Origin of the sequence: Streptomyces sp. NPDC047315 (assembly GCF_040643215.1) — a bacterium.
Lineage (GTDB): Bacteria > Actinomycetota > Actinomycetes > Streptomycetales > Streptomycetaceae > Streptomyces.
The window spans coordinates 91,981-106,009 of sequence record NZ_JBEYTZ010000022.1 but is presented as its reverse complement, the minus strand read 5'-3'; the positions used below and the strand labels follow the sequence as shown (position 1 = coordinate 106,009).

The 14,029-nt window shown below is 73.2% G+C and carries 10 protein-coding genes; 4 read left to right on the top strand and 6 right to left on the bottom strand.

Going from position 1 to position 14,029, the window contains the following annotated elements; all coding sequences use genetic code 11:
* Positions 1–46: 46 nt before the first annotated feature.
* Together ABZ842_RS24725 and ABZ842_RS24720 are read right to left on the bottom strand one after the other, a co-directional pair.
* Positions 47–2,278, bottom strand: a complete 2,232-nt coding sequence (locus ABZ842_RS24725) for an acetate--CoA ligase family protein (RefSeq protein ID WP_361540553.1) — start codon at positions 2,276–2,278, stop codon at positions 47–49.
* Positions 2,279–2,644: 366 nt separating this feature from the next.
* A complete protein-coding gene (locus ABZ842_RS24720; protein ID WP_361540550.1) occupies positions 2,645–3,952 on the bottom strand; it encodes an NAD(P)/FAD-dependent oxidoreductase in 1,308 nt (435 codons plus the stop codon).
* A 198-nt stretch (positions 3,953–4,150) separates the two neighbouring features.
* Between ABZ842_RS24720 and ABZ842_RS24715 the strand changes: the two genes are divergently transcribed.
* Positions 4,151–4,582: an OB-fold domain-containing protein gene (locus ABZ842_RS24715; RefSeq protein ID WP_361540547.1), complete on the top strand. Its 432-nt coding sequence runs from the start codon at positions 4,151–4,153 to the stop codon at positions 4,580–4,582.
* Between the two features lie 81 nt (positions 4,583–4,663).
* Here the strand turns inward: ABZ842_RS24715 and ABZ842_RS24710 are convergent, their stop codons facing one another.
* From ABZ842_RS24710 to ABZ842_RS24700, 3 genes are all read right to left on the bottom strand, one after another.
* Positions 4,664–5,371 carry a pyridoxal 5'-phosphate synthase gene (locus tag ABZ842_RS24710; RefSeq protein WP_361540544.1) on the bottom strand — a complete coding sequence of 236 codons (708 nt, stop codon included), beginning with the start codon at positions 5,369–5,371 and terminating at the stop codon, positions 4,664–4,666.
* A 4-nt stretch (positions 5,372–5,375) separates the two neighbouring features.
* Positions 5,376–5,915, bottom strand: a complete 540-nt coding sequence (locus tag ABZ842_RS24705) for a tetratricopeptide repeat protein (RefSeq protein ID WP_361540541.1) — start codon at positions 5,913–5,915, stop codon at positions 5,376–5,378.
* 168 nt (positions 5,916–6,083) lie between these two features.
* Entirely contained in the window at positions 6,084–7,265 is a 1,182-nt protein-coding gene (locus ABZ842_RS24700; protein ID WP_361540538.1) for an acetyl-CoA acetyltransferase, read from the bottom strand.
* A gap of 106 nt (positions 7,266–7,371) precedes the next feature.
* Here ABZ842_RS24700 and ABZ842_RS24695 point away from each other — a divergent pair, with 106 nt between their 5' ends.
* Positions 7,372–8,592: an acyl-CoA dehydrogenase family protein gene (locus ABZ842_RS24695; protein ID WP_361540536.1), complete on the top strand. Its 1,221-nt coding sequence runs from the start codon at positions 7,372–7,374 to the stop codon at positions 8,590–8,592.
* Complete coding sequence (locus ABZ842_RS24690; RefSeq protein ID WP_361540533.1) at positions 8,589–9,086, top strand: nitroreductase family deazaflavin-dependent oxidoreductase; 498 nt, start codon at positions 8,589–8,591, stop codon at positions 9,084–9,086. Before ABZ842_RS24695 ends, ABZ842_RS24690 begins: the two co-directional genes overlap by 4 nt.
* A gap of 316 nt (positions 9,087–9,402) precedes the next feature.
* On the opposite strand, the gene ABZ842_RS24685 is transcribed toward ABZ842_RS24690, so the two are convergent.
* Positions 9,403–10,116: a L,D-transpeptidase gene (locus ABZ842_RS24685; RefSeq protein WP_361540530.1), complete on the bottom strand. Its 714-nt coding sequence runs from the start codon at positions 10,114–10,116 to the stop codon at positions 9,403–9,405.
* A gap of 450 nt (positions 10,117–10,566) precedes the next feature.
* Between ABZ842_RS24685 and ABZ842_RS24680 the strand changes: the two genes are divergently transcribed.
* The gene (locus tag ABZ842_RS24680; RefSeq protein WP_361540527.1) at positions 10,567–13,965 is read left to right on the top strand and encodes a DUF11 domain-containing protein; all 3,399 of its coding nucleotides are present in this window, start codon (positions 10,567–10,569) and stop codon (positions 13,963–13,965) included.
* Positions 13,966–14,029: the final 64 nt, after the last annotated feature.

Sequence of the window (14,029 nt, the reverse complement as noted above, 5' to 3'; positions counted from 1 at the left end):
TCGCCGTCGGTCGCGGTCACCGACACACCGCCGCCGTCGGCCGCGGTCACCGGCACACCGCCAGCGCGTCCAACGCCACCGCGCCCTGCCCGCGCGGCAGCACCATCAGCGGGTTGACGTCCAGCTCCACCAGCTCGTCACCCAGCTCCAGCGCCATCCGCTGCACCCGGAGCACCACCTCGACCAGCGCGTCCACGTCCAACGGCGGCCCGCCGCGCACCCCGTCCAGCAGCGCCCGGCCGCGCAGCTCGTCCAGCATGGCCCGCGCCTGCCCCTCCCCGAACGGCGGCACCCGCACCGCCGCGTCCCGCAACACCTCCACGAGCACCCCGCCGAGCCCGACCGTGACCGTGGGCCCGAACAGCACGTCCTGCGTGACCCCGACGACCATCTCCACGCCCTGCTCCACCATCTGGCACACCAGCACCCCGTCGAGTTCGACCTCCTCGTACCGGGCGACGTCGGTCAGTTCGCGGTACGCGTCGCGCACCTGGCTCGCGGAGGTGAGCCCCACCTTCACCAGCCCCAGCTCGGTCTTGTGGGCGAGTCGGGCGCCGGACGCCTTCATGACGACCGGGTAGCCGACCAGCGCCGCGGCGCGCACCGACGCGGCGGCGCTGGTGACGAGCTGCTCGCGCGGCACCCGTATCCCGTACGCCCGCAGCAGCTGCTTCGCCGCGTGCTCGCTGAGCTGCGCGCCGGGACGCAGCAGGGCCCGCGCCTTGCGGAACGACGGGGACGGGGTGCGCGGCGCCTCGTCGAAGGGGGAGAGGTAGGAGGAGGCGAAGCGGTGGTGGTCGAGGTAGGCGCGCACGGCGGTGATGCAGTTCGCGAACGTGCGGAACGTGGCGACGCGCGAGGAGCCGAGCAGGGTGGTGCGGTACGCCTCCTCCGTCCCCACGGGCGAGCCCCACACCACGCACACCAGCTTGTCGGTGGCCTCCGCCGCCGCGACCAGGTCTTCGGCGAGCTTGTCGCTCATCGGCGGGAACGGGCCGGTGATCGGACAGATCAGGACCCCCACCTCGGGGTCGGCCAGGATCGCGTCGATGATCTTCCGGCCGCGCCAGTCACCCACCGGGTGGCCGCCGTTGTCGACCGGGTTCGCCACGCTCAGGTACTCGGGGATCCACTGGTGCAGCTCGGCTTGTTTTCCCTCGCTCAGTCGGGGGAGCCGCAGCCCCGCGGCCGTCGCCAGGTCGGAGAAGTGGGCGCCGGTGCCGCCGGAGATCGAGTACACGACGACGCCGTCCGCGAGCGGCTTGCGGGCCCGGGCCAGCAGGGCGGAGGTGTCCTGGAGCTCGTCGAGCCCGTCGACGCGGATCACTCCGTACTGCCGCATCGCCGCGTCGACGACCTGGTCGGCGCCGGTGAGCTTGCCGGTGTGGGAGGCGGCCATCCGCGCGCCGGCCTCGGTGCGCCCCACCTTCACGGCGACGACGGGCACGCCGCGGCGCGCCGCCCGGTCGGCGGCGAGGAGGAAGGAGCGGCCGTCCTTGAGCCCTTCCACGTAGCAGGCGATCGCGCCCACCTCGGGGCGTTCGGCGAAGTACGAGATGAAGTCGGCGGTCTCCAGGTCGGCTTCGTTGCCGGTGGGGGCCCAGTGCGACAGGCGCACGCCGAGCTGCTGGAGGGTGAAGACCGGCCGGCCCTGGTGACCGGACTGGGTGATCAGCGCGATCGCCGGTCCGTCGAGGTCGTCGCGGAACTCCTCGAAGGCGTTCAGGTTGGTGTTCGGGCCGAGCAGGCGCACGCCGGCGCGCTCCACGGCAGCGGCGAGCCGGGCCTGGGCCGCCGCGCCCTCCTCGCCGGTCTCCGCGTATCCGGAGGCGAAGGCAACGGCGAACTTGACCTTGGCGTCGGCCAGTTCGTCGATCAGCGGCAGCGGATCGCCGACCAGCAGGACGGCGAGGTCCACCGGTTCCGGCAGCGCTTTGACGCTCGGTGCGCAGGGCAGGCCGAAGACGTGCGTGCGCACGGGGTGCACGGGGTGCAGCCGGGCGCCGACGCGATCGGCCCAGGCGATGAGTTGGCGCGTGATGCCGGTGTTGGGGCGGCCCTCGGCGTCGGACGCGCCGACGACGGCGACGGACGCGGGGCGGAAGAAGCGGTCGAGATCGGGGACGGGGGCGTACAGGGGGCGTCCGCTGACGTCGGTGTCGCCGTCGGACGCGGTGTGCGACGCGGCGTCGTGGACGGCGTCGCGGTGCTGCTCGCCGCAGGCGACCACCCGCGCACGGAGGTCGGAGGTGAGGGTGCCGTGAGTAGATCCAAGCATCGGTGAGCCCCGCTCCTGCTCGTTCTCGTTCTCGTCTTCGGTCTGCTGTGGGGGTGTCCTGCTTCTGTTTGGATGTGTGTGGTGGTCGGGGGACCCGGAGTTGGGTCCCGGCGTTAGGTCAGGTCGTTGGGGCGGGCAGTTGGGTCCGGTGGTGAGGGGAATCCAGAAGCTGACATGTTGTCAGGTTACAAGAACTGACGGCTCGTCAGGAACAGGCGTGCGGGCAAAGGCCGGTCACCGGCTGGGGCCGGCCGTGCAGGGCGAGGCGGGCGCGCAAGCGTGATCTACCCAGCAGTAGGTGCGCCGACGCGCCGGTTTTCGGTCGAGGGGTGCGCGCAGTCGCAGTCGCGGTCGCAGCCGCGGGCCTCACGCGCGTGCCAGCGCCCTCGCGATTTTGCGGGCGTCCATCGACATCTCCCGCAGCATCCCGCTGATCGGGTTCGTGAAGCCGGTGAAGTACAGGCCCGGTGCCCGGGGCGGGGTGCGTCGGCCGCGGGTCGTCGGACGGCCGCGGTCATCCAGCACGTCGAGGTGGCCGAGGACGCCGTCCAGCCCGCGGGCGTACCCCGTCGCCGCGATCACCGCGTCCGGGCGGATCCGGGTGCCGTCCGCCAGCACCACCTCGTCCCCGTCGAAGGAGTCGACCGCCGCGACGGGCTCCACCGCGCCCCGCCGCACCGCGCGCACGAAGCCGACGTCCTGCACCGGGATCGCGCCCTGTCTGGCCCGGGTGTACAGCCCGGCGCGCGGGCGGGGGAGGCCGTGGGCGGTGAGGTCGGGGACGGCGACCTTCGTGAGGGCCGCGGCCAGGCCGTCCACCACCCGCACCGGGAGCCGGCGGACCAGTACGGCGGAGCGCTGCGCGGGCCAGCCCATCGTGCTGCGCCGCATGATGTGCGGGGGCGTGCGGACCGCGATGCGCACCCGGGCCGCGGCGCCGTCGCCGGTCGCGCCGAGCTTGCCGCGGCCGGGCTTCTTGCCTTCCGCGAGGTCCACGGCGATCTCCGCGCCGGTGTTGCCGACGCCGACGACGAGCACGTCCTTGCCCGCGTAAGGACCGGGGTTGCGGTACGCGCTGGCGTGGACGACCTCGCCCGTGTACGTGTCGAGGCCGGGCCAGTCGGGCAGTCGGGGTGTGTGGTTGTAGCCGGTGGCGACGACGACCGCACGGCCGGTGAGCCGGCGCCCGCCCGTGGCGTGCAGCAGCCAGCCGGGACGGCCGGGGCGGCGCGCGTCGGCGGGGGCGGGCTCGACACGGGTGACCTCGACGCCGGTGACCACCTCCAACTCGTGGACCTCGGCGTACTTCTCCAAGTACCGCACCACGTCGTCCCGGTGGACCCAGCGGCCGAACGACCTGGGCATGGGCAGGCCGGGCAGGGCGGACATGCGGCGGGTGGTGTGCAGGCGCAGGCGGTCGTAGTGGCCGCGCCAGGAGGTGCCGACCGCGCCGGACTTCTCCAGGACCACGGCGCGCACGCCGCGCTCCCGCAGTGCCGCGGCGACCGAGAGCCCGGCAGGGCCGGCGCCGATGACGTACACGGGCCGGTCGTCAGGGTCGCTCCCGCCGCGCCTGCCGCCGCTGCTGTCCTTCTTGGGGCCGGCGGCTCTGCCGGAGCCGTCGGCATCTCTGCCGTCTCTGTCGTCCTTGTCGTCGGTGCGGTCGATGCCCATGGGACCTGAGCGTAACGGCGCCGTCACTTGTTGGGTCTCGGTCAAGATGGAAATGGATTGCGAACTGATCACGGACGTACGCAGCGCTTTCGTTCCTGATCGTTCGGTCCCAACTCTTGCGCGCCCGGGGAAGTCGCACTGAACTGATGACCTCAACTGATGGAGCGTCAGATCCAGTGCCCGGAAGGGATCCCCGCCGTGACAGCTGCCACCCCCGACGTCGACGACTTCAGCCGCGCCTACTGGGACGCAGCCGCCCGCGGCGAGCTGCTGATCCGCCGTTGCCGCGGCTGCGGGCTGCCGCACCACTACCCGCGCGAGTTCTGCCCGTACTGCTGGGGAGATGACGTGGAGTGGGAGCGGGCCGGCGGTCGCGCCACGCTCTACACCTGGTCCGTCGTGCACCGCAACGACCTGCCGCCGTTCGGCGGGCGCGTGCCGTACGTGGCCGCCGTGGTGGACCTCGCGGAGGGGCCGCGGATGATGACCGAGGTGGTGGAGTGCGCCGAGGAGCGGCTACGGATCGGGATGGAACTCACGGTCGCGTTCCGGCCGGTGGGGTCTCAGGCGGAGGGCGGCGCAGCCGCGGACGCGCTGGCCGTGCCCGTCTTCCGCCCCGCGCGTCCCTGACAGGCACCCGCCTCCCGACGCCCTCCGCTTTCCCGGCGCCCCGGCGCCCTCCGCTTCCCTGACGCCCGGCGTGTCACCGCGTCACGGCCACAGCAGCTCGCGCACCCAGCCCGCGTCGTCGGGGTCGGCTTCGAGGTCGCGCCGATAGCGCAGCCGTACGTGCCGGCGCGCCGCGTCGCCCTGGAAGAACTCGACCTCGCGCGGCGTGAGTACGTACCGCGTCCAGGTGGGCACGGGCGCGTCAGGCTCGGCCTCCGCCCGCACCCAGGCGGCCCGGGACGCCGCCGCCAACTCTTCAACGGACGACAGCACATCGCTCTGACGGCCGGTGAGTGCGGCGGCCAGCGCTCCCGTGGACCGGGCGCGCAGATCCGCCCGGCTCTCGGCGGCCCCGGCCGCGGTGACCGCGCCCCGCGCCCGCACCTGGCGGCCCTGCGCGGCCCAGTAGAAGCCGAGCGCCGCGTCCGGGCGGGCGGCGAGTTGGCGGCCCTTCGCGCTGGTGGCGTGGGTGGCGAAGTGCCAGCCGTGCTCGTCGGCGTCGTGCAGCATCAGGGTGCGCACGTCCGGGCGGCCTTCGGTGTCCACCGTGGCCAGGGTCATGGTGTGCGGCTCGGGCTGGCCCGCGGCCACCGCCTCCGCGAACCACCGGTGGAACAGTGGCAACGGGGCCTCGGGCGCCTGCGCCGGGTCGAAGGCGGGCAGCTCGACGTCCCACACCCGCTGGGAGAGCAGCAGCGCGCGGAATGCTTCGAGGTCGGGCTCCTGGGCGTGCTCGTCCGTGGTGTTCATGGGGTCAGTGTGGCCCGGGTGCGGGCGCGACGAGGGCTGCGGCGTACGCGGCCATCGAGCGGTTGTACCGCGGCAGGTGCCGCGCGAGCGCGCCCACCGCCAGCGCCACCGCTTCCCGCTCCCGTCCGGCGTCCGTCAGCGCCAGGGCCAGTACGGCGTCGACGGCGTCCCCCAGCCCGCGCGTGGCCTCGTCGAGCGCCGCCGCATCCTTCGCCCGCTCGGTGCGCAGCAGTGCGACGCTCTCCTCCAATTCGCCAAGGTTTCGCAGCGTGGAGGCGAGTTGGATGTTCGCCCGTCGTTCCCGGTAGGGGTCGAGCCCGCCGGCGAGTGCCGCGCGGTAGAGGGGCGCGGCCCGGTCGGGGAGTCCGGTGCTGTCGTTGGCGCAGGCCAGCTCGAAGGCGCTGACGGGATGGCCCTCGGGCAACTCTTCGGCGAGTTCCCGTACGAGGGCGCGGAAGGCGGCCGGTTCGTGGTCGTCGATGGCGGCCCACAGGGCGGCGCTACGGGCTTCCCAGGCGGGGGAGGGGGCGGGTGCGGTCGTCATGGCGCGAGCGTCGCACGGGGCGCGGGCGCTGCGCGAGGAGTTTCCCGCGGGCTGCGCCCGTTGCCGCCCGGTGCCGACCGCGACCCGGTGCCGACCGCGACTGGGTGCCGCCCAGTGCGGTCCGTTGCCGTCCGCGACCGGGTGCCGTCCGCCCGTGCGTCCGCGTACTCAGTCGCGCCCCAGGACCACCGTCGCCGACGAGCAGAACCAGCCGCCCGTCGCCGACGCCACCGCCAGCCGCGGCGCGGTGCCGTCGGGGCGTAGCCACTGATGGGAGCCCGCCTCGTTGCGGAGTTGGCGCACCGCCTCCACCAGCAGGAACAGCCCGCGCATCCCCGGGTGGCAGGCGGAGAGCCCGCCGCCGTCCGTGTTCACCGGCAGTTCGCCGCCCGGCCCGATGCGGCCCTTCTCGACGAACGCGCCGCCCTCGCCCTTCGCGCAGAACCCGAGGTCTTCCAAGGTCACCAGCGTCATGTAGGTGAAGGCGTCGTAGATCTCGGCGATGTCCATCTCGGCGGGCGCGAGCCCCGCGCGTTCGAAGGCGAGGCGGCCGGAGACCGCGGCCGGGGAGACGGTGAAGTCGTCCCACTGCGACATCGCGGTGTGCGAGACGTACTCGCCGGTGCCCAGGATCCACACGGGCGCCTTCGCCGCGTCCGGCAGGTACTCCTCCGCCACGAGCAGCACCGCGCAGCCGCCGTCGCTGCGGATGCAGCAGTGCAGCTTGGTGAAGGGGTCCGCGATCAGGGGCCCGTCGAGCACGTCGTCGACGGTGATCGGGTCGCGGAACATGGCGTCCGGGTTCGCGGCGGCGTGCGCGCGGGCCTGCACGGCGACCGCGGCCAACTGCTCCAGGGTGGTGCCGTACTGGTGCATGTGCCGGCGTGCCGCCATCGCGTACTTGGCGATCAGGGTGTGGCCGTAGGGCACTTCGTACTGGAGCGGGCCGCGGCTCCCGAAGGAGAGGTTCGCGGTGCGGCGGCGCGCCTTGACGTCGGCGCGGGCGGTGGATCCGTACACCAGCAGCACGGCGTTGGCGTGCCCCGCGGCGATCGCGTCGGCCGCGTGCGCCGCCATGACCTCCCAGGTCGCGCCGCCGACCGCGGTGGAGTCCACCCAACGGGGCCGCAGCCCCAGGTACTCGGCGACGTCGACGGGGGCGAGCGTGCCGAGTCCGGCGGAGGCGAAGCCGTCGATCACCGTCCGGTCGAGGCCGGAGTCGGCGACGGCGCGCCGGGCGGCCTGGGCGTGCAGGGCGTACGGCGTGCGGTCGTCGACCCGGCCGCAGTCCGCCAGTGCCACGCCGGCGATGGCGACCTTGCGACGGGGCGGGGAAGCCAGCGCGGTCATGAATCTGACGGTACATCAGATAAGGGTGATGCGGTACGCCGCGCGGGGCTGTCCATCTCCGGCCCTCCGCTCTAACATGACGGCCCGTCAGAAAGGGGGTTCGCCCGTGGACACGGACACGGACACCGCCGACGCCGGGGCGCGGGACGAGATCCGGCACACCCTGCGCACCCTGCTCGCCGAACGCGCCGCGCCCGACCGGGTCAAGGAATCCGTACGCACCGAAGCCGGGCACGACCCCGACCTGTGGGCGCGGCTCGCCGGTCAGCTCGGGCTGCCCGGCCTCGCGCTCCCCGAGGAGTACGGGGGAGCGGGCTGCACCCTCGCCGAACTCTCCGCCGCCTGCGAGGAGACCGGCCGGGCCCTCCTGCCGTCCCCGCTGCTCGCCACCTGCGGGCTCGTCGCGCCGCTGGTCACCGCGCTCGGCACCCCGGCGCAGCGCACCGCCCTGCTGCCGGGGATCGCCGACGGCTCCCTGACCTGTGCGCTCGCCGTACCGGGCGGCAGCCTTGCCACCGCGCTCGCACTGGTCGACTCGGGCGAGTCGGGCGACTGGTCGGGCGGCGGCCGGGCCGGCGGCGTCCAGGCCCGGCCCGCCCCTGCGAACGCCGGATGGCTGCTGTACGGGGAGGCGGCCCAGGTCATCGACGGCCACCGCGCGGACCTGCTCGTCGTCGCCGCGCACACCGGCGGGTTCCCGCGCAGCCGCACCCTCCTCTTCCTCGTCCGCGCCGGCGCCGACGGGCTGTCCCGCCGTCGGCAGACGGCGCTGGACGAGACCCGCTGCCAGGCCCGGGTCGAGCTGCGCGACTGCCCCGCCGAACTCCTCGGCACGGATGACGCCGACTGCACTGGTGGCACGTCGGTGCTCGACGCGCTCGCCGCGACCGGGACGTGGGCCGCGGCCCTGATCGCCGCCGAGGCCGTCGGCGCGGCGGAAGGCGCCCTGGAGCGGACGGTGGCGTACGTACGCCAGCGCGAGCAGTTCGGGCGGGCGATCGGCTCGTTCCAGGCGGTCAAGCACCGGCTGGCGGACCTGTACGTCCTCACCCGCGCGGCCCGCTCGGCGGCGTCCTGGGCCGCCCGGCACCCCGCCGACGCGGGGCTCGCGCTCGCCCAGTGCCTGGCGGCGCTGCGCACGGTCAGCGCGGAGGCGGTGCAGCTCCACGGCGGCATCGGCTTCACCTGGGAGCACGAGGCGCACCTCTTCTTCAAACGGGCCGCTGCCGACGAATTGCTGTTCGGCCCGGTGCACCGGCTGCGGGCGCACGCGGCGCAGGCCGCGGGCCTGTTCGCGGTACCCGAGCGAGAGGCGGCCATCCGATGACGAACGGCAACGCAAGGAAGGAAGCCAGGGCCGTACGCCTGGTGCAGAAGGTCTCCTCGACCCGCGGCTTCGCCAAGGTCGCGCCGCACCTCCTGCCCGCCCTGGACCGCACCGTGCACCGGCTGACCCGCGGCCGGGTGCTGCTCAGCGCCCGGATGCTGCCCGGCCTCGTCCTCACCGCCCGCGGCGCCCGCTCCGGCCTGCCCCGCACCACCCCGCTCGCCTGCCTGCGCGAGCCCGGCACGGACACCTGGCTCCTCGTCGGCTCCAACTTCGGCCGCGACCACCATCCCGCGTGGACGGCGAACCTCATCGCCCACCCGGACGTCGAGATCAACTGGAGGGGGCGGGACGTCCCCGTCCGCGCGCGGCTCCTGGAGGGCGAGGAGCGGGGGCGGGCGTGGGAGGGGGCGCTGGCTTTCTGGCCGCCGTACGCGGCGTACCAGGCGCGCATCGGCCGCGAGATCCGCCTCTTCCGTCTGACCCGCCGCTAGCGCCTGCGCGCGCCCTTGCGGCTCTGGACGTAGTCGCCGCTTCCCTGCGGGAGCGTTGGTCTCCGCGGCCCGGTGGTGGGCTTGTCGCGCAGTTCCGCCCCCTGTGCCCTGCGGGCACGGGGGGACCCCCAGCGCCACCTGATTTGCTGCCCCCGCCATTCACCTGCGGGCTGGAGCGGAGGCATTTAGGGGCGCGGGGAACTGCGCGAACAGCCACAGACGGGCCGCAGACGCCATGACCGCATACGAGCAACGGCGTCACGGCGTCACCGCGCCGCCGCGTCGCCGAGCAGCCGCGCCACCGCGCGGGCCCGTGCTACGGGCCGCGGGTGCCCCACACGTGGACCGTGTCGTTGAGTCGCAGCGCCTGCCACAGGCGCCTGGCGTCGTCGTAGCGGAGGTTCACGCATCCGTGGGAGCCCGGCTCCTCCCAGATGTCGCGGTAGCTGGCGTGCAGCGCCTGGCCGCCGTCGAAGAACTGGCTGAACGGCATCGGGCCCTCGTACAGGTCCGACCACTGCTTCTCGACCCGCTCGTAGATCCGGTGCGCCCCGGTGCGGGTCGCGTAGCCGGACTTGCCGGTGCGGATCGGCACCGGGCCGAAGGCCACGTGGTCGCCGTCCCAGACCCACAGCAGCTGCCGGCGCAGGTCGACGCAGACGGCGAGACGGGCGCCGTGCGGGCAGCCCGTCAGCCGGGCGGGGGCGGCGCGGGCCTGCTCGTACTGGACCATCCGCCAGGTCTCGGGGCCCGCGAAGCCGTTCGCGCCCTCCATGCCGTTGCGCGTCTGGAGGGTGCGGATCGCGGCGCAGTCGGCGGCCGACTGGACGCCGTCCGCGGTCAGCTTGAGGTGGGTTTCGACGGTCTTCTGGTACGGGCCCGTCTCGGTCGAACACTCGTCGGCGCGCCCGGCAGCAGCGGCGGCGGCGGGCGCGGCGAGCGGGCCGAGCGCGGCGCCCACGGCGACGAGGGCGGCAAGCGCGGCGACGGGCAGCGCGGTACGGGAACGGCGGGCGAACATGGCTCGCATCGGTGGTGGGCCTCCACGAAGTGGGCGCGAACGGGGATAGCAGGGGCCGAACGGGCGTGGTTCGGGGCCGAACGGACCCGGAATCGTTGCTTCCACGATGCGTGCCCCCGACGGGGAGCGCGTGCCGGCCCGGGCCCCGCACCCCGTCGTACGACGCCGTACGACGCCGCACGCCGTCGTCGTAAGCAGCGGTGCCCGGCGCCGCGGCCCGTTCCCGCGGCCCGTGGACGCCTCGTCGCCACGAGCCGTGGCCCGTTGCGCCGCTGGAGCGAACGGCCCTTCTCCCGAAGCTGCTCCGGCCGGCTGACGGCGCCAGCGCTCCTCGGGTGACGCTCGGCCCGGCGGCCACGGAGCGTGCGCAAGATCCCCTGCGGGGTGCGGTACTGCTGTGCCCTGGGGGTGCGTACCGGACGACCTGATGAGTCCTGAACGAACGGAGCACATGTCGCTATGCGTGGTTCTCCCGGTAGACGAAGGCGCCTCGGCGCCCTCACGTCCGCGGGCCTGGCGATCGGGGCCCAGGTGGCGGCCTTCGGGGCCGTCGCCCTTCCCTTCGCGGCCCCGGCAGCCGCAACACCCGGTACGCCCGGCGTGCCGCAGTCACCCGTCGTCGCCTTCGACGAGGACTTCGAGAACGGCACGGGCCAGACCCCGATCCTGCTGACCGCCTACGTCGGCGCCCCGCCCGTCAACGCCCAGTACACCGCGGACCCGCCCTGGGTGAGCGCGACGCACTGCAACGGGATCATCCTGAACCAGTCCGGTGCGAACAACCCCGCCTGCCAGACCCGGAGCGCGACGGCCATGGCGGAGCTGAAGTTCATGGCGAACGTCCTGGGCCAGGTGGCGGGCTCGCCGTCACCGCGGGACAACCACGCGGTCTCCGCGTACACGGAGGGCGCGAACCCCGGGGCGAACCTGGTCGAGCTCCAGACCGTCAACCCGATCCCGCTCGTCACCTCGAACCGCTTCATCACCTTCTCGGTGGACGCGGCGGCGGTGAACTGCAACGTGTCGGCGCCGCTGCTGAACTTCTTCCTCACGGGTTCCGGTCCGGACATCCCCGTCAACACGACGCCCATCAACCCGTGCACGGACCCGCGCTCCGCCACGTACAACGTCGGCCCCCGCCCCATCCAAGCCGGTTCCTTCGCGTCGAACTCGTCGGTGCTCTTCACCGGCTCGGCGGTCGGCATCAAGATGACGAACGCCAACGGCAGCGGGCTCGGCAACGACCACGCCTACGACAACATCCGCATCCTGGACGTCACCCCGCAGCTCGACAAGGCGTTCGCGCCGGCCTCGATCCCGCAGGGCGGCACCTCCACGATGACGTTCACCGTCACCAACACCTCCGAGCTAGCGGAGAAGGACGGCTTCTCCTTCTCCGACGCGCTGCCGGCCGGGGTGACCGTGGCGGCCGTTCCGAACGCCTCCAGCACCTGCGGCAGCCCCACCCTCACGGCGGTCCCCGGCAGCGGGACGGTCGGGCTGAGCGGCGGTGACCTCGCCGCGGGCGCCGCGTCCTGCACCTTCTCCGTCGACGTCACCTCGAACACCCCGGGCACGTACGTGAACGTGCCCGCGAACGTGACCGTCGCCGGCGTGAACCCGCCGGGCGAGGCCACGCTGATCGTCAACGTCCTCGGCTCGCCGACCATCGCCAAGTCGGCGGACGCCGCCAGCTTCCAGGCCGGCGAGACGATCAACTACGCCTTCGACGTCACCAACACGGCCACCACCCAGCTCACCAACATCACCGTCACGGACAACGGTCCCGGTACGCCGACGGTGAGCTGTCCCTCGACCACGCTCGCCGCGGGCGGGTCGATGACGTGCACCGCGACGTACACGGCCACCGCCACCGACGTGGCGAACGGGACGATCGACGACACGGCCACGGTCACCGGCACCATCAACGGCAACACCGTGACCGGGACCAGCAACGCGGTCTCCATCCCGCTGCGGGCCCTGAGCGTCACCAAGACCGCCGACCACGCGGAGTTCAGCGCGGCGGGCGAGACCATCACGTACAACTTCCGGGTGACCAACACCGGACAGGTCCCGCTCACGGACATCGCCGTCACGGACAACGGCCCCGGGTCCCCGGTGGTGACCTGCCCGGGCAACCCGGTCGCCCCGGGCGACAGCGTCAACTGCGTCGCCACGTACACGACCACCGCGGCGGACGTCGCCGCGGGCAGCATCACGGACACGGGCACGGCCGTGGGCACCGCCCCCGACGGCGAGACCGCCCAGGACACCAGCAACATCGTCCGCATCCCCTTCGTCCCCATCGAGGCGGACCTGCAGATGGTGAAGACCGGCCCGGCAGCCGTGCTCCCGGGCGGTCAGATCACGTACGAGCTGACGGTGACCAACAACGGTCCGGACGCTTCGACCGGATACACCGTGAGCGACACCTTCCCGGCCGGTGTGTCGAACCCGACCACGAGCGCACCGGGCTGTTCGATCAGCTCGAACGTGCTGACCTGTACGGGTGCCGCTCTCGCCGTCGGCGCGAGCAGGAACGTCGAGGTCACGGGTACCGCCGCCGCCGGTGCCACGACCATCGTGAACACGGCCACGGTGACGGGCCAGAACGACGACCCGAACCCGGACAACAACACCAGCTCGACGACGACGAACGTGACGCCGATCGAGGCGGACCTGGGCATCGTGAAGACCGGCCCGGGGTCGGTGTCGCCGGGCGGTGAGATCACCTACCAGTTGACGGTGACCAACTTCGGCCCGGACGACTCGACCGGCTACACGGTGAGTGACAACCTTCCGGCCGGGATCACCGGGGCGGCGACGAGCACGCCCGGCTGTTCGATCAGCGCGAACCAGCTGACGTGCACGGGTGCCGCTCTCGCCGACGGCGCGAGCAGGACGATCGTGGTCACGGGCACCGCTGCCCCCGGTGCGACGAGCATCGTGAACACGGCGACGGTGACGGGCCAGGACGACGACCCGAACCCGGACAACAACACCAGTACGACGACGACGAACGTGACGCCGATCGAGGCGGACCTGGGCATCGTGAAGACGGGCCCGGCGTCCGTGGACCCCGGTGGCCAGGTGACGTACGAGCTGACGGTGACGAACCACGGCCCGGACGACTCCACGGGCTACACCGTGAGCGACACGCTTCCGGCCGGGCTCAGCGGTGCGACGACGAGCACGCCGGGCTGCTCCATCGGCGCCGGCGTGCTGACCTGCACGGGCAGCGGGCTGGCCGACGGGGCGAGTACGACGATCGAGGTGACGGGCACGGCCGCGGCCGGTGCCACGAGCCTGGTGAACACGGCGAGGGTGACGGGTAGGGACGACGACCCGAACCCGGACAACAACACCAGCACCATCACCACCACGGTCACCCCGACGCCGTCGCCCGTCGTCATCAAGAAGACGCAGGACGGGCCCTCGACCGTGCGGCCCGGCGACACCGTCTCGTACACGATCACCGTGACCAACCCGGGCACCACCAGCGTCGACGCGTCCTTCACCGACGACCTCAGCGGGCTGCTCGACGACGCGAACTACAACAACGACGCCACCGCGACCGTCGGTGACGTCACGTTCTCCTCGCCCGACCTGGAGTGGTCCGGCACCCTCGCGCCGGGCCAGACGGCGACGATCACCTTCTCCGTCACCGTCCACAACCGCCCCTTCGGGGACCTGAAGCTGGACAACACGGTCGTCTCCTCGACCCCGAGCAACTGCACCGAAGGCAGCACCGACAGCCGCTGCTCCACCCACGGCACCGTGAAGGTCAAGGACAAGGACAAGGACAAGAAGAGCAAGGGCGAGAAGTCGATCGAAGGACGCCCCGCCAGGGACGTCTAGCGAGCAGGCTCTCTCGTAGCGACGGCCCGCCCGGGGCTTCCCGGGCGGGCCGTCGCGATGTCTC